The organism is Streptomyces sp. N35 (assembly GCF_016464295.1).
GTDB lineage: Bacteria > Actinomycetota > Actinomycetes > Streptomycetales > Streptomycetaceae > Streptomyces.
In genome coordinates, this window is the sequence record NZ_JAEIMH010000001.1 from 17,188 (window position 1) to 42,147 (window position 24,960).

Consider the following 24,960-nt stretch of genomic DNA (forward strand, 5'->3'; position numbering starts at 1 on the left):
GGCCCGGCGGGGGGGCCCCGCCGGGGCGGGCGCCGCGCTGCCCGCCAGGGTGCCGGCGCCCACCGCGCCGACCGCGGCGGCGGCCAGACGGCCGCGCGTGGTACGGAAGTTCATGGGTTCCCTCCCCGTCACAACCGCCACACGCGTGGCGGCGGAGGCGAGCATGGCGGACCGGCCCTGCACGGATCTTGCACGCACCTTGAATGGCCTGCTGAGGACGGCTGTCGCCAGGTACACCTGAACGACCGCTTCACGCCCTGGTACTTGGCCGTGACCGCGCCGGTGGCCAAACGGCTACAGCAGGTGGTCCGCCTTGCCCGCCTTGATATCGAGGATCAACTGCCGCAGGGCGTCCCGGCTGTCTTGGAGATACGTCTCTTCGGCGCCGGCGAGGGTGATGTAGCCGTTGCCGTGCTGGTCGGTTCCGAGCTGGAAGCAGCTGGAGCCCTCCGCGCAGAACGGGTCTTCCCACGTGATGTCAGCCATACGGCGTCCCTTCAGAGTTCGTTGGCGATGGCGCGGATGAAGTCGCGGGACTCCTCGGGCGAGAGGGCGATGCGCTCCATCCAGTCGAGCTGCCCCCGGTACCTGTTCAACTGGGCTTCCATGTGCAGGAATTCCGGACCGTGGGCGTTGTCCACCTGGACGGTGTCCAGTGTCGGCACTGGGCCCTCAAGGTGGAACACTGTCTGCCCGGCTCCGGGAAACTCGCCGGCCGCGAACGGGATCACACGCAGTGTCACCTGCTGCCGTTCGGACATGGCGAGCAGGTGCTCCAGCTGTGCGTGCACCACCTTGCGCCCGCCGAACTGCATGCGCAGGGCGGCCTCGTGGATGATCGAGACATACTCGTGCGCGGCTCCGTCGGTCAGTATCTTCGCCCGCTCCAGGCGGTAAGCCACACGCAGGGCGACCTCGTGGTCGGGCAACGCGGGAACGGCGGTACGGAAGATGGCGAGCGCCTGATCGCTGGTCTGGAGCAGTCCGGGCATGTGGATGAAGTTGGCGCTACGCATGCGCTTCGCGTGCCACTCCATCTCCGCGATGTCCATGAATCCAGCGGGCAGTTGACCCCGATACCGTTCCCACCAGCCCCGCTTGCGGTAGCCGGCCATATTGGCCAGCGCATCCACGTACTCCTGGTCGGAGCAGGCGTAGTTACAGGCCAGGGTGCGTACTCGCTCCGGGCTGACCGCGCGGACGCCGGACTCCATGCTCGACATGTTGCTGCGGTCAACTCCGAGCAGCCCAGCGGCGAACTCGATGGACTGCCCCGCCGCCGCCCGCAACTTCCGAATCTCAGCCCCTAGTCGCTTCTGACGCTCTGTCGGGGACGTCCTGGTCGCCATGCGCGGAAGTGTACGTCCGGACCCATGTTTCACCGAAGGGTGACACATGGGTCACCTTTACCCTTACAGTCAGTAGCGCATCGGTCACGCGAACGCACCCCGTGAATCCGGAAGCGCACCCCTGCCCGCCAGGCGCCGGCGTCCGCAGGGATAAGGCCACCACCTCACGCAGCGCACCCGCGACCGACCGCACCCGGCTCAATTCCCTCACCGCACCAGGGAGTTCCCCATGTCGCTCACCCTCGTACCGCACGCAACCGTCGGCGGGGAGTCAGGCGCCGAGCCCGACGGCCTCGCGTACAGCCTGACCCTCCCCGCCGCGCTCTCCACCCCGGCCATCGCCCGCGCCGCGACCCGCCACATCCTCGCCGCCCATCACCTCCCCGAACTCGCCGACGCCGCGGTCCAAGCGGTCGGTGAACTCACCGCCACCGCATGCCAGTTGACCCCGGCGGCCCAGATCTACGTCTCCCTCCGCTACCGCTCCGGCGCCCTCCGCATCACGGTCTACGACGGCGAACCGCACCCCGCGCACCCGCGCCTCGCCGCCGCCCTGGATGCCCGCCGCCGCGCCGCCCTCCGTCTCCTCGCCCGCGTCGTGAAGTGTTGCGAGGGCACGTGGGGGTGCGGCGAATCCCCCGAGCCGGGCGGCGGCACCCGCACCTGGGCCGTCCTGCCCCGCGCCACCACGGCGGCGTACGCGACCACCCTCTGACCCGTACCGACGACTCGGTGGCGCCACGATGGCGCCACCGAGCCAAAGATTTTTCCGAAGAAATCCCCAGGTCAGAAGCTATCTGGCCATGCGTGACGCCAACTAGGCGCCAGATTGGACTCGTCATGGCGCCATGCGTGTGCCATAGTGGCGTCACGGCCCCAGAGGGGGCCACGAAAAACCAACCAAGGAGCTTCCATCATGTCTGTCGCCACCGCCACCGCCCTGACCCTCACCGTCGACGAGAAGGCCACCCTCCGCACCGCCGCCTACGGCGCCGTCTCCCTGCTGGCCGCCGCGTCGGGTTCGCCGCACAAGGTCGCCACGCACGGTTCGATCGCCCTGTACTCGGGCACCGGCCCGATCGGCTACGCCCTCGCGGAGAAGTCGAAGATCAAGGACCTGAGCGGCAAGTCCGTCGCCGAACTCGCCGACAAGGTCTTCCCGGCCCTCGCCGAAGCGGTCGCCCTGCTCGAGAAGAAGAGCCCGGCCGAGGTCGACAACTTCCGCGCCGCCGTCGGCGTAGCCCTCGCCACCGGCGTCCACGCCCTCAAGGGCGGCCCCACCCCGGGCGTGACGGCAATGCTCGCCAAGATCGAGGCAGCGCTCACCACCGCCTGACCAACGCCCCCTAGTGCAAGCCGACTTGACCCCACCCCACCCCACCTCGCCCCTTCCCGCCCCGTATCCCTCCCGCCCCGTATCCCTCCCCTCCCCTCCCCGAATCCGTCCCGAGACGCCCCGCCCAACCGGGCGCGTCACGGGACGGATTCGCTGTCACGTCTGCGGACGCCGAGCGCTTACGTCCACAGACGCCGGGCGGCGTATGCCCCCCTCGGCTGCGTCGGCGGCCGCGCCACCGTCGTGCCCGAGGTCGAGACGTATGAAGGGTGGCTGAGGCCCGTGGCCGGTTGCGCGGACCTCGCGCGGGTTCGCTGTCACCTGTCCCGCCATCGGACGTCCGTTCCCCTATTGCTCTCAGGGATCACAAAGACCGGCAATTGCGGACGGGGGAGCTGTATCGGCCGCCATCAGGTCAACGCTTGCGGCAAGCACCCCGCCTCTCACGGCAACGCTCATTCCCCGCCGCTCACGGAAACGGCCGCCCCCACCTCTCACGGAAACGGCCACCTCCCACCTCTCACGGAAAAGCCCATTCCCCCATCTCTCACAGCAATAGGAGAACGGAAGCCCCACGGCGCGACGGATGGCAACAAACCCGCACGAGGTCCGCGCAACCACCCACGCACCTCAGCCACCCTTCATACGTCCCAACCGCACCCCGCACGCACCCGCACCCCCCAACGCCCCCAAGCCCCCCAATCCCCATAGGGGGACCAAACGTTCACGCCATACCCGCCCAAAACGCCCAAGCACTGGACGATAGGTCCCCCAGTCACCCCTCCCAGCCGGTCACCCCCGCCAGTCACCCCTCCCAGCCGGTCACCCCCGCCAGCCAGCCGCCCAGCCGGCTACCCCCGCCACCCGGCCAACCGCTACGCCCGCCACCCCTCACCCCTCGCCCCTCACCACCCCCGCTTATCCACAGCCCCACCCGCCTTCCCCCCGTTCCCGCGATCATCTGGCCATGCGAGAGCTGCGGGGGATCGTGCGTCATGGAGTGCTGTTTCTGGGCGATGCCGTTGCCGCGGGCTGGTCCCGTGGTGCGGTGTACGGGCGGGTGCGGAAGGAGGGGTGGGTGCGGCTCGGGGCCGCGGCCTGGGCCGTGCCCGGCGCGGAGGTCGACGTGGGGATGCGGGTGCGGGCCGTCCAGGCGACGTCCCCTCACCTGATCGCCAGCCACCGCACGGCCGCCCGGCTCCAGTCCATCGAACTGTTCGCGCCCGGCGACGAGTTGGCCTTCACCGACCTGCGCGGAGCGAACCGCAAACTCCGCTCCGACGTGAAGGTCCACCGCTGCGCCCTGGCCGAGCGCGAGACGCGTGAGGTCGACGACGGACTGCGGGTCACCACACCGCTGCGCACCCTCACCGACCTGCTGCGGACCGGCTCCCTGGACGACGCCCTGACCGCCGTCGACTCGGCGCTGACCTGGCGGGGAAGGGGAGACACGCGGCGCCCTCCGCTGGTCAGGCTCGACCACCTGACCGCGGCGGCCGGCGAACTGCCGCACGCCGGCCGGCGCAAGGCGCAGGACCGTCTTGCCCTCGCCGATCCCCGCTGCGAATCAGTGGCCGAGACCATCGCGCGGCTGCGGATGGACGAGGCGGGGCTGCGCCCGGAGTCGCAGGTGGAACTGGCGGCAGCGCGGGGACGCCGGGTGCGCGTCGACTTCCTCTTCCGGGAACAGCGCGTGGCCGTCGAGATCGAGGGTTACGCGTACCACGGCAGCCGCGAGGCGCACGTCCGTGACCTGGGGCGTTTCAACGCACTCCAGTCCTGTCCGGAGATCGACACCGTCCTGCGCTTCACGGCGGTGCAAGTGTTCGCCTCGCCGGCGGTGGTCATCGCCCGGATCCGCGAGGCGCTGGCGGCGGCGGCCTGAAGGGGCGGGCGGTTCGCTGCCCGCCCCTTCAACGCACCGCTCAGTAATACCCCTTCGCCCCGTCGAGTAGTTCGCGGACGATGTCCGCGTGACCGGCGTGCCGGGCGGTCTCCTCGACCATGTGCGTCAGCATCCAGCGAAGGTTCGCGCCCCCGGACCGGTACCCCTCGTGCCGCCCCACATCGTCCAGCGACGCGGCGGCCACGATCTCGTTGCTCCGGGCGCACTGCGTCTCGTACGCGGCGAGCAGTCCGGCCAGCGTCTGCCCCTTCGTATCCCAGTCCGCGTCCTCACGGTCCTCGTCGAAGGACGGGTTCGCCTTCTCGTCGCCGCCGAGGAACAGCACCTCGAACCAGGTGTGCTCCACCCACCGCATATGGGCGATCAGACCCGCCATGGTGGTCAGCGGAGAGGACGGCAGTACGGCGCGATCCGCGTCCTCCTCGCTCACCCCCTCGCACTTCCAGCGCAGGATCTGCCGCTGCAGATCGAGCCATCCGACCAGGGAGGTGCGCTCGTCGGGGGTCAGGGGCGGGCGTTCGAGAGAAAGCGTCATGGGGGTGGACGTTAACCCGGACCGGGCACGGAGGCATCCGGATTTCGGTAGCGTCGCGAGGGAGCGAGGCCAACCACACGCGGAGGGAACGCGATGCTGCAGCCGGTCGCAGAGGGTGTCCGGATCCATGTGAGCGAGCTGCTCCTCAACAACACGGTGGTCGTGCGGGGCCGCACCGGCGTGCTGCTCATCGACGCCGGGATCACAGACTCCGAAATGAGCTGCCTCGCACAGGACTTGCGCGAGGCGGACCACTCCGTGGTGGCGGGGTTCTCCACGCACCCCGACTGGGACCACGTGCTCTGGCACGACGAGCTCGGACCGGCACCCCGTTACGGGACGGCCCGTGGCGCCGCGTACATGCGAGATCTGCGCGCGCAGGCGAACTGGAAGACGGACGTCGCCGAGGGGCTGCCGCCGGAAATGGCGGGGGAGGTCCCGCTGGACCTGTTCGGACTCCTCACCGGGCTGCCCGCCGGAACGGCGAAGGTTCCGTGGGACGGCCCCGACGTCCGGATCATCGAGCACCCGGCGCACGCCCCCGGCCATGCCGCGCTGTTGATCGAGGAGACCGGTGTGCTCGCCGCAGGCGACATGCTCTCGGACGTCTTCGTGCCGATGCTCGACGACACCGACGACGCGATCGAGGACTACCTCACCGGGCTGCGGCTGCTCGAGGACGTGGCCGGCGAGGTGACGGCCGTCGTCCCCGGTCACGGGACCGTCGGCCGGGCCGGGGAGGTACGCGAACGGATCGCGCGGGACCGCGCGTACCTGCACGCCCTGCGTGACGGCCGTGACCCGGACGACCCGCGCCTCGGTCCCTCGGCGAAGCCCGGCTGGGAGTGGGTCGGCGACATCCACGCCGGGCAGGCCCGGCGCTTCGGCCCCTGACGCCCCCGCACCCTTTCCGCTGGGCGCACCCTTTCGGCTTCCGCTGGTCGCACCCCTTCCGCTAGTCGCGCCCCTTGCGCGCCTCGATCAGGAACCGCGTGCTGTGCGCGACGAACGGCCCCTCGGACCTGATCTGCTCGTCCAGCGACCGCAGTTGGGGCAGATACGCGGCGACCGTGAACCCGGGGACCATCCAGATCACCTTGCGCAGGAAGTGCACGACCGCGCCGATGTCGTGGAACTCCATACGAAGGCGCTCGAGGCGGAGGTCCACCACCTTCAGGCCCGCCGCCTCCGCCTCGGCCCGCTCGTCGTCCGGGTGCCGGCCGCGGCGCACCTCCTCGGGCTGCGGGCCGAGGAAGTACTCGACCAGTTCGAAGACGCTGGCCGGGCCCACGTGCTGGGCGAAGTACGTGCCGCCGGGCGCAAGCACCCGCGCGATCTCCGCGAAGTGCGCCTTCACCGGATGCCGGCTGCTCACGAGGTCGAACGCCCCGTCCGCGAAGGGGAACGGCGGCTCGTCGGGAGCCGCCACCACCGCCGTCCCCAGCGGATGCAGCAGCCGCGTGGCCTTCAGGACGTTCGGCGGATACGCCTCCGTCGCCGCGCTCACCCCGGGCGGCCGCCCCGCCATCCGCAGCGCACCCGCGAGCACCTCACCCCCGCCGGTCTGCAGATCCAGCGTCGCCCCGGCCTCGCCGAGGCGCTCGGACAGCAGCCGCTGATAGCCCCAGCTGGGCCGCAGCTCGGTGGCCCGTCCTTCGAACCAGCTGAAGTCCCAGCCGGAGACGTCGGCCTCTTCGGCCTCACGGACCAGCTCGTCGAAGGAACGCTCATCGCGGGGTGCGGTGTTCATGGGCCCGATGCTAGATCGGGTCGCAGATCACCACCGGGATTTCCCGGTCGGTCCAGGACTGGTACCAGGCGTACTCCTCGTACAGATCCACCAGCTTGGGCCACAGCTCCTCGCGCTCGGCCTTGTCCGCCGTCCGCGCCCGCATCACGCGCAGGTGGGCGCCGGTGCGGACGAGCACCTTGGGCTCCGCGGTGAGGTTGCGGTACCAGAGCGGGTGGTGCGGGGCGCCGCCCTTCGACGCGACCACGACCACCGAATCCCCGTACGGGAGATAGATCAGCGCGTTCGTGCGCAGCTTGCCGGACTTGCGGCCCTGGGTGGTGAGCAGACAGACCGGCTGCTCGCCGCGGAACGTGCCGCCGATCCGGCCGTCCGTCGCCCGGTAGAGCGCGGCCTGGGTGCGGGAGGCGTACTTGAGCATCGGGTTGAAGAAGCGGGAGTCCATGTACGACGGCCGCTCGGGCGGTGCCTGCCGGGTGGTGCCGGGGGCGTCCTCGGGCAAGGGCATGCGGCGATCCCAACTATTCGGAGAAAAGGGACAGTTGGTTGCCGATTATCGTCCGCGTGTACGGAGCTCCGCCAGCATGTCGCGGGCCGTTTCCGCATCGTCCCAGCCTGCGGGCCCATCCGGCTTCTCGGCCAGGCGTGTCAGGGCGTCCGTCGCGGCGGCCGCACCGAGATAGGCGATCGCCGCGTCGGCTTCCAGGCCCTCGGTCACGGAGCGTTCGGCGAGCGGGGCCGCCCAGCCGGCGAACCGCGCGGGGTCGGGATCGAGCGCGAGCCAGGACCAGACCGCGTCGGCCACATCCGCGCGCCAGTCGTGGATCAGGTGCAGGAGCGTGACCTCGATATGAGCGAGGGCATGTGCCTCCAACGGCTGGACGGAAGGCAGGAGTTCGGCCGCGATGGCGTCCACGCGCGGCCAGGTGACGTCGGCCGGGTGCGGGATCCGCTCGCGTACCGCCGAACCCGCCCACTCCCAGGCGTGGACAAGGAGCCCGGGCGCCGGAGCGCGCGGCGCGGGCGGCGGCGGGTCGTCGAGCAGGCCCTCCAGAGCGGCGCGGGCCCGCGCCACCTCCGTATCCGTACGGGGAAGTGACCGCACCTCGGCCGGGACGCAGCGGTCCCAGGGCGGGGTGAGTGCGCGCAAGGAGCGCGGCAGGGCGTGCTCCCCGTCGTACGACCAACGCTCCACACCCGGCTCCCAGTCGAGCTCACCGCTCATGACGGCACTCCGCCCATGGCCGCACTCCGCTCATGACCGCACTCCGCCCATGCTCACACTCCGAGGTACTCCCGAGCCGCGTCCGGGTCCGTCATCTTCGACCAGTCCATTGTGCCGTTCTGCGTCCGCGCGTTGATCGCGTCCTGCATCCGGCCCAGCTCGCCCGCGCTCAGCTTCTTGCCGCCGACCGACACGTCCACGTTGTTCTTCGCCATCTCGCCCGCGGCCGTACGGGAGTCCTTCGCGGGCTTGCCGCCGCGGCCCGGCTTGAACTCGCTGAAGATCTGCGTCCACCGGTCATTGGTGTCGATCTCCACGGTCGCCTTGCGGCCCGGCGCCTTGTCGGCCCACTTCCGCAGGCGCTCCACCTGGTTGGCGAAGGCGGGCTTGCGGGTGGCCGAGCCCGCGTTCTTCACCTCGACCACGTGGTACGTGCCGTCCTTCGCCTTGTACGCCACATCCGCGTCGGGGATCCCGTCCAGGTCCAGCTGTTCGGAGCCGAGGTCCGCGGGCCGACCCGCCTCCGTACCGGGTCCGGCGTCCACCTGCGTCCCGGGCGCGGCGTCGTCGGCGGCGCGCTGCACGGCGTGCACCTCGGCGCGGGCCTGGTCGAGTGCGTCGGCGGTCTTGGCGTTGGCCACCTTGCCCTCCAGTGAACTGGCCGCGTCCGGACGGACATTGGGCCTGCCCGCAAGGTCGGACAGCTCGTTCAGCGCGTCGGCGGCCTGCTTCTTGCTGATGCCGCCGTCCGTCGGATTGTCCTGCGCCCGCTGGACGAGGCCGTCGATCTGGTCGTCCGACACCGATGAACCGCGCTTGCGCAGTGCCGCCTTCGCCGCATCGGTCCGTGCGGCGAGCGCCTGGTCCTGCGCGGTGCGCGCGTCCTCGGCGAGATCGGCGTCGTCCGGATTCTCCCGGGCCTTCTTCGCCGCGTCGTCCGCGTGCTGCTGTGCCTCGTCGGCGGCCTTGCGGGCTCCCGCGACGTCACCGGCCTCCCGCGCCTTGCGCGCCCGGCCTGCCGCGTCGCCGGCCAGATCGCCCAGCTTCCGCAGCTTGTTGGCCTTGTTGAGCTTGTTGATCTTCTGCAGCCACTTCGCGGCGCCCACGCCCGGGATGAAGACCGATCCGATGTTCCAGATGGTGTTGCCGAGGCCCTTGCCCCAGTCGCCGTTCTCGAAGGACTCCTTGTCGATGAAGGAGTCGATGAGGAAGTCGGTGACGAAGTCCTCGGGGGAGGAGATCCACTTGAGCGGGACCGTGAGGTAGTTCCAGCCGCCCTCGTCCCACTGCTTGCCGAGTTCCTCGGCCTTCTTGTCCCACCAGGTGGTGGTGTAGTCCTTGAGCCCGTTCCAGGTGTCGGACAGGAACTTGCCCGGGTCGGTGACGGCGTCCCACGTGCCCTTGACGTCCTCCCAGGCGGCTTTGAAGGGCTGCGTGACGACGTCGCCCAACTGCCCCCAGAACCCCTTGTCGTCGTCTCCGCCGCCGTCCTCTTCATTGCTCACGGGGGTGACGTCTCCGGGACCGCCACTCTCGCCGTTCTCACCGCTGCCGCCTTGGGTCCCTCCTTGGGCGCCGCCTGTGCCGCCGCCTGTGCCGCCGCCTGTGCCGCCGCCGGGGCCGCCTCCATCCGGGCCTCCATCCGCGCCCCCGTCCGTGCCCCCGTCCGCGCCTCCATCCGCGCCCCCGTCCGTGCCCCCGTCCGCGCCTCCATCCGGGCCTCCATCCGCGCCCCCGTCCGCGCCTCCGCCCTCGCCGCCGTCTCCTCCGCCGCAGTCCCCGCCGCCGGTGATGGTGCACACCGCGCTGGACACGGTGCTGGAGATGGTGCCGTTCATCCCGAGGGCGACCACGCCCACGACGATCGCGGCGATCAGGGCGAGGAGGGCCGCGTACTCGGGCATCGACTGCCCTTCGTCCGTACGCCACTTGATCCATCGCGCGACGCTGAAGGGGCGCCGTCCGGTGCGCGAGTAGGGATCGCTCTCGTACCAGTCACGCGTGGACGCGCGGCTGAGCAGCACGATGGCCGTGAGGGGCAGCACGAGCTGGGTCAGGCCCTGCGCGTCCCCTCGCCCCAGGGATCCGAGCGCCTGCACCACGTACAGGCCGTGCGCGCCGATCAGCGCCCAACGGGCCCGCCCCTGACCGCGCCAGGCCCGCCGTGCGGCGACCGTCCCGACGAGGCCGGGTATCAGCGCGTACAGCAGCAGGCCGACGAAGACCCCGTTCAGGTCCTCGGCGGCCATCAGCACGCCGATGCCGCTGAACACGGCGACGGCCAGCAGCCCGTACGTGATCGCCATGGCCGCGCCGAGCGCCCGGGGAAGCGGGCGCCGCTGCGGAACGGGGTCGTACCCCGTCATGTAGTACGTGCCGGCCATGCGCCCGCCCCCAACTGGTCCTGCCTGCGCGGTAGTTCCTCCAAGCAACCACGCCCACCGCAAACGCGGATGGGCCCCCAGACCCAACCCCGGACCCCTTCTCCCCTCCCCGCCCGCACCTCTCCGTCCCCCTCCGCGGCCCCACCGCCGAGAACTCCGCCCCACCCCCTCCAGCCCACGGGACCGTTCCCCCGCCCGCGGACCCCGCACCCACTCGGCTGAGCCGACTGTTCCCGGCTGCCCCCGAGCCACGGAGCCGTTCCGCCGCCCGCGGACCCCGCACCCGCTCGGCTGACCCAACCGTTTCCGGCTGCCCCGGCCCACCGAGCCGTTCCACCGCATGCGAGCCCCGCCGCCACCCGGCTGCCCCCGCCCACCGCGCCGTTCCGGCGCACGGGAGTCCCGCCACCCGCTTGGCTGAGCCAACCGTTCCCCGCTGCCCCGCCCACCCGGCTGTCCCGGCCGCTCCAGCGCACTCGAGTTCCGCCGCCCACCCGGCTGCTCCCGCCCACCGGGCCGTTCCGGCGTATGTGAGCCCCGCCGCCCACTAGGCTGCCCCGCCGCTCGGCTGTTCCGCCGCACGTGAATTCCGCTGCCCTCGCCCGGCTGCCCCCGTCCTCTGACCGTTCCGCCGCACGCGAGCCCCGCAGCCTGCCCGGCTGAGCCAACTGTTCCCGGCTGCCCCGCCTGGTCGACCGTTCCGCCGCATGCGAGTCCCGCAGCTCTCGCCCGGCTGCCCCAGCCGTTCCTGCCTGCCCCGCCCAACGGGCCGTTCCGCCGCACGCGAGCCCCGCGCCCCGCTCGGCTTAGCCAACCGTTCCCCGCTGCCGCGTCCACCCGGCGTCCCGGCCGCTCCAGCGCACTCGAGCCGTGCCGCCCACCCGGCTGCTCCCGCCCGCTCGGCTGAACCAACCGTTTCCGGCTGCCGTGTCCACCCGGCTGCCCTGACCGTTCAGCCGCACGCGAGCCACGCCGCTCGCTCGGCTGACGCAGCCGTTCCCGGCTGCCCCCGCTCGCCCGGCTGTTCCGCCGCACGCGAGTCCCGCAGGCTGCCCGGCTGAGCCAGCCGTTCCCCAGCTGCCCCGCCCACCCGGCCGTTCCGGCGCAGGCGAGCTCCGCAGCCCGCTCGGGCCAACCCAGCCCCGCCGGCGTTTGAGGCGATCTTTCAGCCCCTGCGGCGCTTGAGCAGATCCGAACGAAGTTCGGATGCGGGGTTCGGGGCGCAGCCCCGGTTCCGGGAAGGGGCGGGGTGGGGGAGAAGGGAGCCCGCACATGCACCACCTGTAGCGGGCCCATGGGGGGGGGGCCCCCCCCCCCCCCCCCCCCCCCCCCCCCCCCCCCCCCCCCCTCCGCCCCCTGCACCCCCGACGCACGCCCCAACTGCAGCCGCACCCACGGCGGGGGCTCCGCCCTCTGTCACCTCCGGTGCGCCCCCAACCGCAGCCGCACCCAAGACGGGCTTCGCCCCTTGCCACCTCCGGGGAGGGCCCCAACCGCAGCCGCGCCCACGGCGGACACTCCGCCTCTGCCATCTCCGGTGTGCGCCCCAACCGCAGCCGTACCCAAGGCGGAGGCTCAGCCCTCTGCCACCCCGGTGGGCGCCCCAACTGCAGCCGTACCCAAGGCGGGGGCTGCGCCCTCTGCTACCTCCGGGCCGCACCGCACCCGGGCGGGAGCCCAGCCGCACCCCGGGGCGCAGCCCCGGTTTCGGGAAGGGGCGGGGTGGGGGAAAGGAGAACCGGCACATGCACCACTCGTAGCGGGCCCATGGCGGGGGCTTCGCCCCCTGCACCCCCAGCGCGCGCCCCGCCCGCAGCCGTACCCAAGGCAGGGGCTGCGTCCTCTGCCACCCCGGGGAGCGCTCCAACTGCAGTCGTCCCCATGGCGGGGGCTGCACCTCTGTCATCTCCGACGCGCGCCCCGCCCGCAGTCGTACCCATGGTGGGGGCTGCGCCGTCGGTCACCTCCCGGCGTGCGCCCTAACTGCAGCCGCACCCAAGGTGGGGCTCCGCCCCCTGCCAACCCGGTGCGCCACCCAACCGCAGCCGCACACATGGCGGGGGCGGGGGCTGCGCCCTCTGCCACCTTCGGGGCGCACCGCACCCGGGCGAGAGCCCAGCCGCACCCCGGGTTGAAGCCCCGGTTTCGGGAAGGGGCGGGGGGAGAAGAAGGCCCGCACATGCACCACCCGTAGCGGGCCCATGGCGGGGGCTCCGCCCCCTGCACCCCCGACGCGCGCCCCGCCCGCAGCGCACCCAAGGTGGGGGCTCAGCCCTCTCCACCTCTGGGGAGCGCCCCAACTGCAGCCGCACGCAAGGCGGGGGCTGCGTCCTCTGTCACCTCCGGGGAGTCCCCCAACTGCAGCCGCACCCAAGGCGGAGGCGCCGCCCTTTGCCACCCCGGTGTGCGCCAACTGCAGCCGTACCCATGGCGAGGGCTCCGCCCTCTGCCACCTCCGGGCCGCACCCGAACCCCGGGCGGGAGCCCAACCGCACCCGCACCCTGGCGGAAGCCCAACCGCACCCGCGCCCGGGGCGGAAGCCCAACCACACCCGGGGTCGGGGCGGAAGCCCAACCACACCCGGGGTCGGAGCTCAATCGCGCCCGGGGCGGAAGCCCAACCGCACCCACGCCCGGGGCGGAAGCCGACCCGCACCCGGGCTGAGGCCCCCCGCACCCGGGCAGAGGCCCACCCGCACCCCACCCGAAACCCCAACCGCACCCCACCCGAAACCCCAACCGCACCCCACCCCACCCGAAACCCCACCCTCACGCGTGCGCCCCCACCGTGACCTCCCCCACCGTGAGGGAGGGCTCGGCTTCCAGGGCCGTGCCCAGGCGGGCGATCTGGGTCTCCAAGGCGCGCAGTTGCGCCGGGCGGAGGGCGCCCAGGGGCTCCACCGTCACAGCGAGCCGCTTGCCCGAGCGTTTCTGGTGCCAGACGCCCGCCACCTCACCGTCCACCACAAGGAGCGGATAGTTCCCCGCCTGCCCCCGCGCCAGGGCCCGCTCGAAGGCCCGCCCCGGAAAGAACCGCTCCCGGGGATAGGCGTCGATGCCGTACGAGTCGAAGTACGGGAGCAGCCGCACACCCCGCACCGGGTCGTCCGGAAAGTCCGTGTCCCCGGCCGCGACCCACGCCGCCGAGCCCTCGAAGTCGACCTCCTCCACTTCACACCCGTGAAACTCCTTCCGCGCCCAACCGATCGGCATCGCCAGCCACTTGGCGAAGGACTCGGGCGTCGCGGGCCCGTACGCGCGCAGATACCGGTGCACGAGCGCAGGGAGCGCCGACGCGGCCGGCAGCGGATCCCCGGCCGCCGGGCGCGTGTACGTGACCTTGCGCCCCCGGTTCGGCCCGAAACAGAGCGCTCCGCGGTGCCCCGCCGTGTGCAGCACCGTCCGCCAGCGCGGCCACATCGTCTGGAACGCCGGCATCGTCAGCTCACCCGCCCACGGCCCCGTACGCGCCACGATCTCCTCCGTCATCTCGTCGACGGTCAGAAAGCGCCCGGTCAGCGCGTCGGCGATGGCCGCGATGACCTCGTCGGTCTGCCGCGCGTCGAGCCGTACACCCTCCGCGTGCTGCGCGCCGGTGGGCAGCGCCGACAACGCGCCGGTCCACAGCGGGAGTTCGGCGCTCGGCAGCAGATGCACCGTGCCCCGCGGGCCGTACGTCTTGACCAGCGTCGACGTCTTCGCCAGCGCATCGCGTACGTCCTGGCGGGTCGCGTCGGCATGGCGCAGCGCGAGGGAGAGCTCCGCCGCGGAGGCGACCTGGGCGTGCGTACCGCACATGGCGCCCGAGAGCCGGGCGAGCTCCTCGGACGGATCGCCCTGGGCGGGGGTGGTGAGGGACTGCCGGGCAAATCTCCGGGCCTGGGCCGCGGCCCAGGAGACGCGTCGAGTCATGGACGGATTATCGGCCGCCCTCCGCGGTGGCGCCGGGAGTTCGGAGGTCGCGCCGGGAGTCCGGAGATGTTCGGAGGTCGCGCCGGGAGTTCGGAAATGTTCGGAGGTCGCGCCGGGAGGCCTGCACCGCTGGCGTGATTCAGACCACAGCGCCCGCACCAGAAGCCCTTGAACTCGGGCATATCGACGCAATGATCACCCTCGAATCCGCATTGTTATCCGAAATCGGGTCATCGGAATGTAGGCGTCACGTAAGTTCAGACCAACGAGAATTCGCGCGGGCAAATTGCGCGGTGGACGGTACCGCGCGGTGGAGGGGGCCACGCGGTGCCGTCCCTTCTTGCTCCCGGCCGGCCCTGTTTCCGCTCGGATGATGTTGGGCCCCCGGACTCATGGCACTGGGCCCGCCCGGCCCGTAACTTGCCGCCATGACCGGACAGGCGATACGCGTAGGCCCCCTCGCCGCAGGCGCCGCCCAACTGCGCTCCTGGACCGCCGGCCTGCTCGCCCTGGCCCTCGCCGTCTACCCCCAACTGGCCCTCCTGCACGACCCGTTGACCGACCAGAACCGCTACGGCCCGTTCGGTGACGGCGTCACCCCGGCCGGCGCCGAGTGGTCCGCGTGGGGCGACCTCCTCGCGCTCCCGCTGCCCGCCGCTGTCTGTGCGGGCTTCACGGCGCTCGTCGCGGGCCGCCTGCACCGCGCCCCGTTCCGTGAATCGCCCGTACAGCATCTGCTGGCCGCCCTCACGGTCCCGCTCGCCGCCCACGCGCTCCATCTCGCCTGGCTCTGGGCGGACCTGACCTCCGAGGCCATCCTGCTCACCAGCCTGGGTGTGGGCCTCGGCTGCGTCGCGGGCATCCTGCTCGACCTGGCGCTGGACTGAATCTCCGTACGCCGGAAGGTGGTTGGGCCCACGGACCCATGACGTGTGCACCCCGCGCCCCTTAGCCTCGGCCCGTGCCTGCCCTTCTGATCGCGCTCGCGGCGCTGTACGGCGCACTCGCCGGAACGCTCACCGGCCGCGTCGCCTACCGGCTCTCCGTCCCGGCCGGCCAGCCCTGGCGCGCCGTCTGCCCGTCCGGTCACGCCCTCACCGGCCCGTGGGGCGGCTGGCTCGGCACGACGCGGTGCGAGACCGGACGGTACGGGCCCAGCAGCGCGGCCCTCGTCCTGCTCACCGCGGCCGTGTGCGCGGCGCTCGCCGCGTCGACCGGGGCGCGGCCGGAGCTGGCGGTGTGGCTGCTGCTCACCCCGTTCGGGGTGGTGCTCGCGACCGTCGACCTGAACGTTCACCGTCTCCCCGACATCCTCACGCTGCCGCTCGCGGGGGCGGCGGCCGGGGGTCTCGGTCTCGCCGCGCTCTTCGCGTCCGCGGAAGGCCGCTGGGCTGGGGCGTTGCTCGGCGGACTCGCCCTGGGCGGCGGCTACTTCGCGCTCTTCCTGGCCCACCCGAGCGGCATGGGCTTCGGAGACGTCAAGTTGGCGATCGTCCTCGGGGTAACCCTTGGGTGGTACGGCTGGGAGATCCTTTTCCTGGGCTTCTTCGCGGGCATCATGTACGCCGGCGGATACGCCGCGGCCCTTGTCCTGCTTGGCCGAGCGGGCCGCAAGAGCGCCATGCCGCTGGGGCCCTGCATGCTGGCCGGAGCGGCCACCGGAGTGTTGCTCGGCGGCTTCGGAGCGTAATTACGCCACGCCGATGCACACAGCACCCCTTACGAAGGGTTATGGTGGAAACCCCCCCTCGGGCCGGTCCATCTCCCCCCCATGGACCGGCCCGTTTTTCTTTGCCCGCATGCGACTGAGGCCCTGTGGCGGAGGCATCCCGGGGTTCCAGGGGCTCCTGTTCGTCGCCCCTGGCCCCATGGACCGGCCCGTTTTTCTTGCCCGCATGCGGCTGAGGCTTTGTGGCGGAGGCATCCCAAGGTCCCAGGGGCTCCTGTTCGTCGCCCCCCGGGATGTCAGCGGGCACCCGACGGAGGGTCGAGGGCATGCCCCACCAGCCCACCGCATGCACCACCAGCCCCATCGCATGCCGCGGTCAGTCCAGGCCGCCCGTGTCCTCGTTTTCGTGCTCGCCGCATTCCTGGCGGCACTTCTCGCGGACACCGCACTGCAGGGCAGCGGTCCGCTGGAGACGGCCGGGGTGCTCGGCAGGAACGTGACCGTCGTCGTGCTGTTCGTCCTGGCCATGCGCTTCGCCGGCTCGGGCAACGGCATACGGACAGCCGCGACCGTGGCCACCTGCGCGCACCTGGCGGTGGGGGTCGTGCTGTTCCTCGCCGGACGGACGGTGGCATGGACCGGGTTCGCCCTGTCCTTCGCGCTGCTGGCCTTGCTGACCCGGCCCTGCGCCGTCGCCTGGTTCAAGAGGCCGCGCACCCCCGAGCGGTTGTCCCAGGGATACGCGGCCTCCTAGCCGTATGGCACAAGGGCCTCAGCGGCGGCCCGCCCAGATGTTGGTCCCCGGTGTCGACACCGCGAACTCGTCGATCGCCGCCAGCTCCGCCTCCGTGAGCTTCGGGCCCGTCAGGGCCGCCACGTTCTCCTCCAGCTGCTGCACGCTGGACGCGCCGATCAGCGCCGAGGTCATCCGCTCGTCGCGCAGCACCCAGGTGAGGGCGAGCTGGGCGAGGGACTGGCCGCGCTGGGCCGCGATGTCGTTCAGGCCGTTGAGGCGGCGTACGACCTCGTCGCTCAGCAGGTCCGGGTCGAGGGACTTGCCCTGCGTGGCGCGCGAACCCTCCGGGATCCCCTTCAGGTACTTGCCCGTGAGCAGCCCCTGCGCGAGCGGCACGAACGAGATGCAGCCCATGCCCGCCTCGTCGAGCACATCGAGCAGCCCGTCGTCCTCGGTCCAGCGGTTGATCATCGAGTACGAGGGCTGGTGGATGAGGGGACGCACTCCCATCTCCTTGAGGATGCGCACCGCTTCCCGTGTCTGCTCACTCGTATAGGAGGAGACGCCCACGTACAGCGCCTTGCCCTGCTGCACGGCGGACGCGAGCGCGCCCATCGTCTCCTCGAGCGGGGTGTCCGGGTCGAAGCGGTGCGAGTAGAAGATGTCGACGTAATCGAGACCCATCCGCCGCAGCGAGTTGTCCAGGGACGACAGCAGGTACTTGCGGCTGCCCCACTCCCCGTACGGACCGGGGTGCATCAGATAGCCGGCCTTGCTGGAGATGACCAGCTCGTCCCGGTACGGCGCGAAGTCCTGCTTCAGGAGTGTGCCGAAGTTCAACTCGGCGCTGCCGGGCGGCGGTCCGTAGTTGTTCGCGAGATCGAAGTGGGTGACGCCCAGGTCGAAGGCGCGGCGCAGAATGGCGCGTTGCGCGTCGAGCGCGCGGTCGTCACCGAAGTTGTGCCACAGACCGAGTGAGATCGCGGGCAACTTCAGACCGCTGCGGCCCGTACGGCGGTACTCCATGGAGTCGTACCGGTCGGCCGATGCGGCGTAGTTGGCGGAGTCGTTCATGGTGACGAAGCTACGTCAGACCTGTGACATACCCGGCGGCGGTGCCTCCGTTTTCCAGCGGTAGGCTTTCGCCCTCGGGGACCGCCGTCTGCACGTGAGGGGCTGAAACGAACGTGGCTGGTTTTACGAGCCTGCGCGACGGGCTGCGCGGCCTGCTGGTCAGGCTGTACGCGAGCCGCGTGGAGGGCCACCTGGACCACGACCAGGTGCCCAAGCACATCGGCGTCATCATGGACGGCAACCGACGCTGGGCCAAGGCCGCCGGCTCCACCACCGCCCAGGGACATCAGGCGGGCGCGGACAAGATCGCGGAGTTCCTGGGCTGGTGCTCCGAGACGGATGTCGAGGTCGTCACGCTGTGGCTGCTCTCGACGGACAACTTCGACCGTCCCCAGGAAGAGCTGGTCCCGCTCCTCGGCATCATCGAGGACACGGTCCGCTCCCTCGCGCGCGACGGCCGCTGGCGCGTCCACCACGTCGGCGCCACCCACGTCCTTCCCGACGGTCTGCAGAACGTGCTGAAGGAAGCGGAAGAGGCCAGCTCCGCCAACCAGGGAATACTGGTCAACGTCGCGATCGGCTACGGCGGCCGCCAGGAGATCGCCGACGCGGTCCGCTCGATGCTGCTCGACGCCGCCGACCGGGGAGTCTCCCTGGAGCAGGCCGCGGAGGCCGTCGACGTCGAGACCATCGGCAAGCACCTCTACACAAGCGCCCAGCCCGACCCCGACCTGATCATCCGCACCTCGGGCGAGCAGCGCCTGTCCGGATTCATGCTGTGGCAGTCGGCCCTGTCGGAGTACTACTTCTGTGAGGTTTTCTGGCCGGCCTTCCGCAAGGTCGACTTCCTGCGCGCCCTCAGGGACTACGCCGCGCGGCACCGGCGGTTCGGGGCCTGAGCCACGCCCCGGCCGCGCGCCCTGTGCGACCCCCGTGACACACGTCACCGACCGTTCACGGACGCGTCGTCATATGCCGTTGCATGGCTTCGCGTGTTCGAGGGAATATCCCTTGCAGGTCGGCGTCCGACAAACGGATGCCGTATCTCAGTGAGCGGCACAGAGCCCGCTCACCCGGGAGGCCCTTTGCACCAGGTGGACCGTACGCACCGTACGGCGACGTGGGGGGCCGGTCTTCGGCCCACGCAGGCCGACCGGTCCAGGAAAACCCGCGACGTCGTCGCTCCCCGACCTCTGCTGAGGGGGTACGTCCTTCCGTGGTGACCAGCACTAAGCGCCGCATGCCCGACAGGCGCACCTATGTTCTCGACACCAGCGTCCTGCTGGCCGACCCGGGCGCCCTGAACCGTTTCGACGAACACGAGGTCGTTCTCCCGATCGTCGTCGTCACGGAACTCGAGGCGAAAAGGCATCACCCGGAGCTCGGTTACTTCGCCCGGCAGGCCTTGCGCCGGCTCGACGACTACCGCATCCTCCACGGCCGGCTCGACGCCCCCATCCCGCTCGGGGACTTGGGCGGCACTCTGCGCGTCGAGCTCAACCACTCGGACCCCGGCGTGCTCCCGGCCGGGTACCGTCTCGGCGACAACGACTCGCGGATCCTCGCGGTCGCCCGCAACCTCCAGGCCGAGGGGTACGACGTCACCGTCGTCTCCAAGGACCTTCCGCTCCGTATCAAGGCCTCCTCCGTGGGCCTGCTCGCCGAGGAGTACCGCGCCGAGCTCGCCATCACGGAGTCCGGCTGGACCGGAATGTCCGAACTCGACCTCTCCGGCGAACAGATCGATCTCCTCTACGAGGAGCAGACGCTGTACGTACCGGAGGCAACGGACCTGCCCGTGCACACGGGTCTGGTGCTCAACTCCGAGCGGGGGAAGGCGCTCGGCAGGGTCACGGCCGACGGCAATGTCCGGCTGGTGCGAGGGGACCGTGAGGTCTTCGGCATCAAGGGGCGCAGCGCCGAGCAGCGCATCGCGCTCGATCTCCTCCAGGACCCGGACATCGGGATCGTGTCGATGGGCGGCCGGGCCGGCACCGGAAAGTCCGCGCTCGCTCTGTGCGCGGGACTCGAGGCGGTCCTGGAGCGGCGCCAGCACCAGAAGGTGATGGTCTTCCGTCCGCTCTACGCGGTCGGCGGGCAGGAGCTCGGCTATCTGCCCGGCACCGAGGCCGAGAAGATGGGCCCGTGGGCGCAGGCCGTGTTCGACACCCTCGGGGCGGTGACGGGCAAGGAGGTCATCGAGGAGATCTCGGCGCGCGGGATGCTCGAGGTGCTCCCGCTCACCCACATCCGCGGACGCTCGCTCCATGACGCGTTCGTGATCGTGGACGAGGCCCAATCCCTGGAACGGAACGTCCTGTTGACCGTTCTGTCCCGTATCGGGGCGAATTCCCGTGTCGTCCTGACTCATGATGTCGCCCAGCGCGACAACCTCAGGGTCGGGCGCTACGACGGAGTCGTGGCCGTGGTCGAGAAGCTGAAGGGGCATCCGCTGTTCGCGCATGTCACGCTGACGCGCTCGGAGCGTTCGCAGATCGCGGCACTGGTGACCGAAATGCTCGAAGACGGCCACGCCTGAGAGGTCTGTGCCGTCTGAGCGGACTGGGAAGTCTGCGGTATTAAGCGGCACTTGGGCGCCGCGCAGGTAAGCCGAAGAGCTTACTCGCGCGGCGCCCTTGTACGTCCGGGGTTCCAGAAAACTGGTGGGGTAAACGGGGTGTGAGCTTTCCCACGCAACGCGGAATTGCCTCGCGGCGTCCGGTTCCGGCAGAGTCTTGCTCCTGTCAGGCCCCGCATACGGCACTCCTGTACCCCCAGCGGCACAGGACCAGTTGGACCTCAACTACATAGCGATCGCCGTATGCCACCCGCGACACAAGAGGCTCCTCCCGCACAGGAGTTGCCCCACCGGGTCCGTGCTTCCAGTGACCACGTATCAGCCGGAAGCCAGCGCGAGGGGCAAGATTGCGCCCGAAAGGTCACCCCTCGGGCGATGCTGGAAGGAAACCGTGTGAGCCGGATTTCGGTCCGGGGATTCGCAGTGGCCTCGGCCACCGCGGTCACCACTGTCGGCGCAGTTGTGGGCGTTGCCTCGGGCAGCACCCAGGAGACCTCGAACGACTTCGAGGCGACCGCTGCCGACGGAGGGACTCTCCTCGCAGACATACCCGCAGGCCAGCAGGTCGAGGTGCAGACTGCCTCGCTGACCCAGCAGGCCGACGCGCAGGCTGCCGCCGCCGACGTCGTGGCGCAGAAGTCCGCGGAGGAAGACGCCCGCAAGCAGGCGGCCGAGGACGCGATCGCCAAGCAGGAAGCCGCCAAGAAGGCCGAGGCCGAGAAGAAGGCCAAGGCGCGCGAGGCCAAGCTTGCCGCGAGCCGCTCGGCCACCCGCGACGCCGGTGACTTCGCGCAGCAGTCCTCGTACTCCATCGCCGAAGTTCAGGCGATGGCGCGGCAGATGGTCCCCGCCGACCAGTTCCAGTGCTTCAGCAACATCGTGGACCACGAGTCCAGCTGGAACTACAAGGCCACCAACCCTTCCTCCGGTGCCTACGGTCTGATGCAGGCGCTGCCGGGTTCGAAGATGGTCTCGGCCGGCGCCGACTGGCAGACCAACCCCGCCACCCAGATCAAGTGGGGCCTGAACTACATGGACTCCCGCTACGGCAGCCCGTGCGGAGCCTGGAACTTCTGGCAGGCGAACAACTGGTACTGATCCGGTCCGGCGGAGAAATACCGCTTCCGGCGCTCAACTTCACGGAGCCCCTCACCGTCCTTCGGTGAGGGGCTTCGCGCGTGTAAGTTCGAGCCGTTCGGGAACCTGGGGGATCGGTGGGGGGAAGAAGGAAGATCATGTCGAGACTGCCAGGCTGGTTGAGCCGGCTCGGTACCGGCGTCGCCCGGGCGGGCGAGCGCCTGGAGGAGCGGCGGGCCCGGGCGGAGGACGCCGATGAGCCCGCACCCGAGCCGGTCGCCGTGAGAGTGTCCAAGTCGGCGGACGAGGACGAGGGTTCCGCGGGCAACGGCACGGTTCCCGCACCCCCCGCCTACGCGCCGGCCATAGCGGCCAAGGCCGACCCGGTCGCCGCCGTGCCCTGGAGTATCCGGGTCGCCGCCGAGGTCGGCTGGCGGTTCCTGGTGCTCGCGGGGATGCTGTGGGTTCTGATGCGGGTCATCTCCTCCGTACAGCTGGTGGTGTTCGCGTTCGTCGGGGCCCTGCTCATCACCGCCCTGCTGCAGCCCACCGTGGCCCGCCTCATGCGCCTCGGGCTGCCCCGCGGCCTTGCCACCGCGGTCACCTTCATCTCGGGCTTCGTCATCATGGGCCTGGTCGGCTGGTTCGTGGTCTGGCAGGTCATGGAGAACCTCGACGACCTCTCCAACCAGGTGCAGCGCGGTATCGACGAACTCGAGAAGTGGCTCCTGGACAGTCCGTTCCATGTCACCGGGGACGAGATCAACGACATCGCGAAGAGCCTGCGCGAGGCCGTCGGCACCAACACGGAGGAGATCACCTCGGCGGGTCTGACCGGTGTCACGGTGATGGTCGAGATCCTCACCGGCATCCTGCTTGCGATGTTCTCCACGCTCTTCCTGCTCTACGACGGCAAGCGGATCTGGCACTGGACCCTCAAGCTGTTCCCGGCCGCGGCCCGTCCGGGTGTCGCCGGCGCGGGTCCGAGGGCCTGGCGGACGCTGACCGCTTATGTGCGCGGGACGGTGATAGTGGCTCTGATCGACGCCGTCTTCATCGGTGTCGGCATCTACTTCCTCGATGTCCCGATGGCCGTGCCCCTCGCCGTGTTCATCTTCCTGTTCGCGTTCATCCCGCTGGTCGGCGCGGTCATCTCGGGCGCGCTCGCCGTGGTCGTCGCGCTCGTGACGCAGGGCGTCTTCACCGCCCTCATGGCCCTGATCGTCGTCCTCGCCGTACAGCAGATCGAGGGCCACGTACTGCAGCCGTTCATCCTGGGACGCGCGGTCAAGGTGCATCCGCTCGCCGTGGTGCTCTCGGTCGCGGCCGGCGGCATGGTGGCCGGGATCGGCGGAGCGGTGGTCGCCGTACCTCTGGTCGCGGTGACGAACACCGTGGTGGGATATCTGCGGACGTACGCACGGGAGAACGCGCTCCAGCAGGCCGCGGTCGCCTCCGCGCCGGAGCCCGCGCCGGAGTCCGCGGGGGAGCAGGTGGGGGACAGCAGGTGATTTCCGAGCCCGAACTGGTCGGTGAAGAGGGCGAGATACCCTCGGGCGCCCTCGACGTGGTGGCCCCGCCCGATCCTGTACGGCGTGATCCCGGCCGGCGGCCCTGGCAGTGGGCGCTCGGCGGGGCGCTGGTCGCGTCCGCCGTGTGGGCGGGTTCGCTGTACGGGGTGCAGGCCGGCGACGACAAGACCGACCTCAAGGGCTACGCGCTGCCGGACGATCTGTGCACCGCGGCCACCCTGACCTCGCTGAGCCTCAAATACGGCAAGCCCACACCCGAGCATCGCGCGGTGCGCAAGGATCCGGCCCTCGACCGGGCGTGGTGCTCGGTGCAGCTGGGCGGTCAGGACCTCGAGCAGGGGCAGAGTGCGAGCCGGTACTCCCTGTACCTTTCCTTCGCCCTGCACAAGAAGGTCGATCCGGAGCCGGAGTTCAAGACCCTCGCCACCCAGAAGGACTGGTACGACGAGTCCGAATCCCAAGGCATCAAGGAGATCAGCGGCCTCGGTGAGCGGGCCTTCTACATTCCGGAGGCGAACTACGGCACACCCGGGCTCGAAGTCCTGGACGGCCCGGTGGTCCTGCAGATGTCCATCAACCAGTCGTACGACGACTTCTCGGAGGAAGAGGAGTACGTGGAGCCTCCCGAGCCCGACTTCAGCGGAGTGCGTGAGCTGATGATCGAGGACATGAAGGTCCTGATGCAGGACCTGAAGAAGTGAACGACGAGGGCCCACCGACCTGAACCGGTCGGCGGGCCCTGCGTGTTGTCGTACGCGCGACGTACGTCCGACTAGACGGCGACCGCCTCGGACAGCACGGCCTCCGCGTCCAGCGTCGCGCCCACGGCCTGCACGACGGCCGCGATCTTCACGGCCTCCTGCACGGTCTCGCGGTCGACCCCGGCCTTACGGAGCACCTGCTCGTGCGAGTCCAGGCACTGACCGCAGCCGTTGATCGCGGAGACGGCGAGCGACCACAGCTCGAAGTCGGCCTTCTCCACACCCGGGTTGCCGATGACATTCATCCGCAGACCCGCGCGCATCGTGCCGTACTCCGGGTCGGAGAGCAGATGGCGCGTGCGGTAGAAGACGTTGTTCATCGCCATGATCGCGGCGGCGGACTTGGCGGCGCCGTACGCCTCGGGGGAGAGGTGCTCGCGCGCCTCGGGCTCCAGCTCACGCAGCACGCGCGGCGAGCGGGAGGCGATGGCGCAGGCGAGGACCGTGCCCCAGAGCTGCTGCTCGGGCAGCTCGGAGTTGCCGATCACCGAACCGAGGTTCAGCTTCAGGTCCTTGGCGTAGTCCGGGACGGCGGACTTCAGTTCAGCGAGCCCCACGGTCACTCACCGGCCAGGAGCGCACCGGCGTCGAGGGTGTCCTCGCCCTTGTTCCAGTTGCACGGGCACAGCTCGTCGGTCTGCAGCGCGTCGAGGACTCGCAGGACCTCCTTGGGGTTACGACCGACGGAGCCGGCGGTCACCATGGAGAACTGGATCTCGTTGTTCTGGTCCACGATGAAGACGGCGCGCTTGGCGAAGCCGTCCTCGCCCTCGATGCCGAGGTCGCGCATGAGCTCGTGCTTCGAGTCGGCCATCATCGGGAACGGCAGGTCGGTCAGGTCCGGGTGGTCCTTGCGCCAGGCGTGGTGCACGAACTCGGAGTCACCGGAGAAGCCGAGGACCTGTGCATCGCGGTCGGCGAACTCCTCGTTCAGCTTGCCGAAGGCGGCGATCTCGGTCGGGCACACGAAGGTGAAGTCCTTCGGCCACGCGAAGACGACCTTCCACTTGCCCTCGTAGGTCTTGTGGTCGATCTGCGCGAACTCCTTGCCCTTCTCCAGTGAGACGCAGGCGGTCAGTTCGAACGTGGGGAACTTGTCACCGACGGTAAGCATGCGCGCTCTCCTTGCAGTACGG

General features: G+C 70.6%; 23 protein-coding genes. 12 read left to right on the plus strand and 11 right to left on the minus strand.

Annotated features, from left to right (window positions below):
• Nucleotides 1–294: 294 nt before the first annotated feature.
• Complete coding sequence (locus tag JAO81_RS00095; RefSeq protein ID WP_199545617.1) at nt 295–486, minus strand: hypothetical protein; 192 nt, start codon at nt 484–486, stop codon at nt 295–297.
• An 11-nt stretch (nt 487–497) separates the two neighbouring features.
• Entirely contained in the window at nt 498–1,349 is an 852-nt protein-coding gene (locus tag JAO81_RS00100; protein ID WP_199545618.1) for a helix-turn-helix transcriptional regulator, read from the minus strand.
• A gap of 229 nt (nt 1,350–1,578) precedes the next feature.
• On the opposite strand from JAO81_RS00100, the gene JAO81_RS00105 reads away from it, so the two are divergent.
• The 3 genes from JAO81_RS00105 to JAO81_RS00115 all read left to right on the plus strand — a co-directional run bounded on the left by JAO81_RS00105 (nt 1,579) and on the right by JAO81_RS00115 (nt 4,570).
• Nucleotides 1,579–2,064, plus strand: coding sequence for an ATP-binding protein (locus tag JAO81_RS00105; protein ID WP_199545619.1), 486 nt, complete (start codon nt 1,579–1,581; stop codon nt 2,062–2,064).
• A gap of 201 nt (nt 2,065–2,265) precedes the next feature.
• The gene (locus JAO81_RS00110) at nt 2,266–2,685 is read left to right on the plus strand and encodes a hypothetical protein (protein WP_199545620.1); all 420 of its coding nucleotides are present in this window, start codon (nt 2,266–2,268) and stop codon (nt 2,683–2,685) included.
• Nucleotides 2,686–3,652: 967 nt separating this feature from the next.
• Complete coding sequence (locus tag JAO81_RS00115) at nt 3,653–4,570, plus strand: endonuclease domain-containing protein (RefSeq protein ID WP_199545621.1); 918 nt, start codon at nt 3,653–3,655, stop codon at nt 4,568–4,570.
• 40 nt (nt 4,571–4,610) lie between these two features.
• Here the strand turns inward: JAO81_RS00115 and JAO81_RS00120 are convergent, their stop codons facing one another.
• Nucleotides 4,611–5,126, minus strand: coding sequence for a DinB family protein (locus JAO81_RS00120; protein WP_199545622.1), 516 nt, complete (start codon nt 5,124–5,126; stop codon nt 4,611–4,613).
• 93 nt (nt 5,127–5,219) lie between these two features.
• On the opposite strand from JAO81_RS00120, the gene JAO81_RS00125 reads away from it, so the two are divergent.
• A complete protein-coding gene (locus JAO81_RS00125; protein WP_199545623.1) occupies nt 5,220–6,020 on the plus strand; it encodes an MBL fold metallo-hydrolase in 801 nt (266 codons plus the stop codon).
• 61 nt (nt 6,021–6,081) lie between these two features.
• Here the strand turns inward: JAO81_RS00125 and JAO81_RS00130 are convergent, their stop codons facing one another.
• The 5 genes from JAO81_RS00130 to JAO81_RS00150 form a co-directional block, all read right to left on the minus strand.
• Complete coding sequence (locus tag JAO81_RS00130; RefSeq protein ID WP_199545624.1) at nt 6,082–6,876, minus strand: methyltransferase domain-containing protein; 795 nt, start codon at nt 6,874–6,876, stop codon at nt 6,082–6,084.
• Nucleotides 6,877–6,886: 10 nt separating this feature from the next.
• Nucleotides 6,887–7,384: a nitroreductase family deazaflavin-dependent oxidoreductase gene (locus tag JAO81_RS00135; protein ID WP_199545625.1), complete on the minus strand. Its 498-nt coding sequence runs from the start codon at nt 7,382–7,384 to the stop codon at nt 6,887–6,889.
• Nucleotides 7,385–7,429: 45 nt separating this feature from the next.
• On the minus strand, nt 7,430–8,101 hold the full coding sequence (locus JAO81_RS00140) for a hypothetical protein (protein WP_199545626.1): 672 nt from the start codon (nt 8,099–8,101) through the stop codon (nt 7,430–7,432).
• A gap of 53 nt (nt 8,102–8,154) precedes the next feature.
• Entirely contained in the window at nt 8,155–10,485 is a 2,331-nt protein-coding gene (locus JAO81_RS43300) for a hypothetical protein (protein ID WP_199545627.1), read from the minus strand.
• A 2,769-nt stretch (nt 10,486–13,254) separates the two neighbouring features.
• A complete protein-coding gene (locus tag JAO81_RS00150) occupies nt 13,255–14,397 on the minus strand; it encodes a winged helix DNA-binding domain-containing protein (RefSeq protein WP_199545628.1) in 1,143 nt (380 codons plus the stop codon).
• 428 nt (nt 14,398–14,825) lie between these two features.
• Between JAO81_RS00150 and JAO81_RS00155 the strand changes: the two genes are divergently transcribed.
• From JAO81_RS00155 to JAO81_RS00165, 3 genes are all read left to right on the plus strand, one after another.
• Nucleotides 14,826–15,284, plus strand: coding sequence for a hypothetical protein (locus JAO81_RS00155; protein ID WP_199545629.1), 459 nt, complete (start codon nt 14,826–14,828; stop codon nt 15,282–15,284).
• Nucleotides 15,285–15,358: 74 nt separating this feature from the next.
• Entirely contained in the window at nt 15,359–16,087 is a 729-nt protein-coding gene (locus tag JAO81_RS00160; protein WP_199545630.1) for an A24 family peptidase, read from the plus strand.
• A 346-nt stretch (nt 16,088–16,433) separates the two neighbouring features.
• On the plus strand, nt 16,434–16,820 hold the full coding sequence (locus JAO81_RS00165) for a hypothetical protein (protein WP_199545631.1): 387 nt from the start codon (nt 16,434–16,436) through the stop codon (nt 16,818–16,820).
• Between the two features lie 18 nt (nt 16,821–16,838).
• Here the strand turns inward: JAO81_RS00165 and mgrA are convergent, their stop codons facing one another.
• A complete protein-coding gene (gene mgrA / locus JAO81_RS00170) occupies nt 16,839–17,876 on the minus strand; it encodes an L-glyceraldehyde 3-phosphate reductase (RefSeq protein ID WP_199545632.1) in 1,038 nt (345 codons plus the stop codon).
• A gap of 113 nt (nt 17,877–17,989) precedes the next feature.
• On the opposite strand from mgrA, the gene JAO81_RS00175 reads away from it, so the two are divergent.
• The 5 genes from JAO81_RS00175 (at nt 17,990) to JAO81_RS00195 (ending at nt 23,764) form a co-directional block, all read left to right on the plus strand.
• Entirely contained in the window at nt 17,990–18,775 is a 786-nt protein-coding gene (locus JAO81_RS00175) for an isoprenyl transferase (RefSeq protein ID WP_199545633.1), read from the plus strand.
• A gap of 317 nt (nt 18,776–19,092) precedes the next feature.
• The gene (locus tag JAO81_RS00180; RefSeq protein ID WP_199545634.1) at nt 19,093–20,415 is read left to right on the plus strand and encodes a PhoH family protein; all 1,323 of its coding nucleotides are present in this window, start codon (nt 19,093–19,095) and stop codon (nt 20,413–20,415) included.
• Between the two features lie 432 nt (nt 20,416–20,847).
• On the plus strand, nt 20,848–21,552 hold the full coding sequence (locus JAO81_RS00185) for a transglycosylase SLT domain-containing protein (protein WP_307813081.1): 705 nt from the start codon (nt 20,848–20,850) through the stop codon (nt 21,550–21,552).
• 137 nt (nt 21,553–21,689) lie between these two features.
• Nucleotides 21,690–23,042: an AI-2E family transporter gene (locus tag JAO81_RS00190; protein ID WP_199545636.1), complete on the plus strand. Its 1,353-nt coding sequence runs from the start codon at nt 21,690–21,692 to the stop codon at nt 23,040–23,042.
• Nucleotides 23,039–23,764: a hypothetical protein gene (locus JAO81_RS00195; protein ID WP_199545637.1), complete on the plus strand. Its 726-nt coding sequence runs from the start codon at nt 23,039–23,041 to the stop codon at nt 23,762–23,764. Before JAO81_RS00190 ends, JAO81_RS00195 begins: the two co-directional genes overlap by 4 nt.
• A gap of 71 nt (nt 23,765–23,835) precedes the next feature.
• On the opposite strand, the gene JAO81_RS00200 is transcribed toward JAO81_RS00195, so the two are convergent.
• Nucleotides 23,836–24,381, minus strand: a complete 546-nt coding sequence (locus JAO81_RS00200; RefSeq protein WP_199545638.1) for an alkyl hydroperoxide reductase — start codon at nt 24,379–24,381, stop codon at nt 23,836–23,838.
• 2 nt (nt 24,382–24,383) lie between these two features.
• Nucleotides 24,384–24,938, minus strand: a complete 555-nt coding sequence (locus JAO81_RS00205; RefSeq protein WP_199545639.1) for a peroxiredoxin — start codon at nt 24,936–24,938, stop codon at nt 24,384–24,386.
• Between the last annotated feature and the right edge of the window lie 22 nt (nt 24,939–24,960).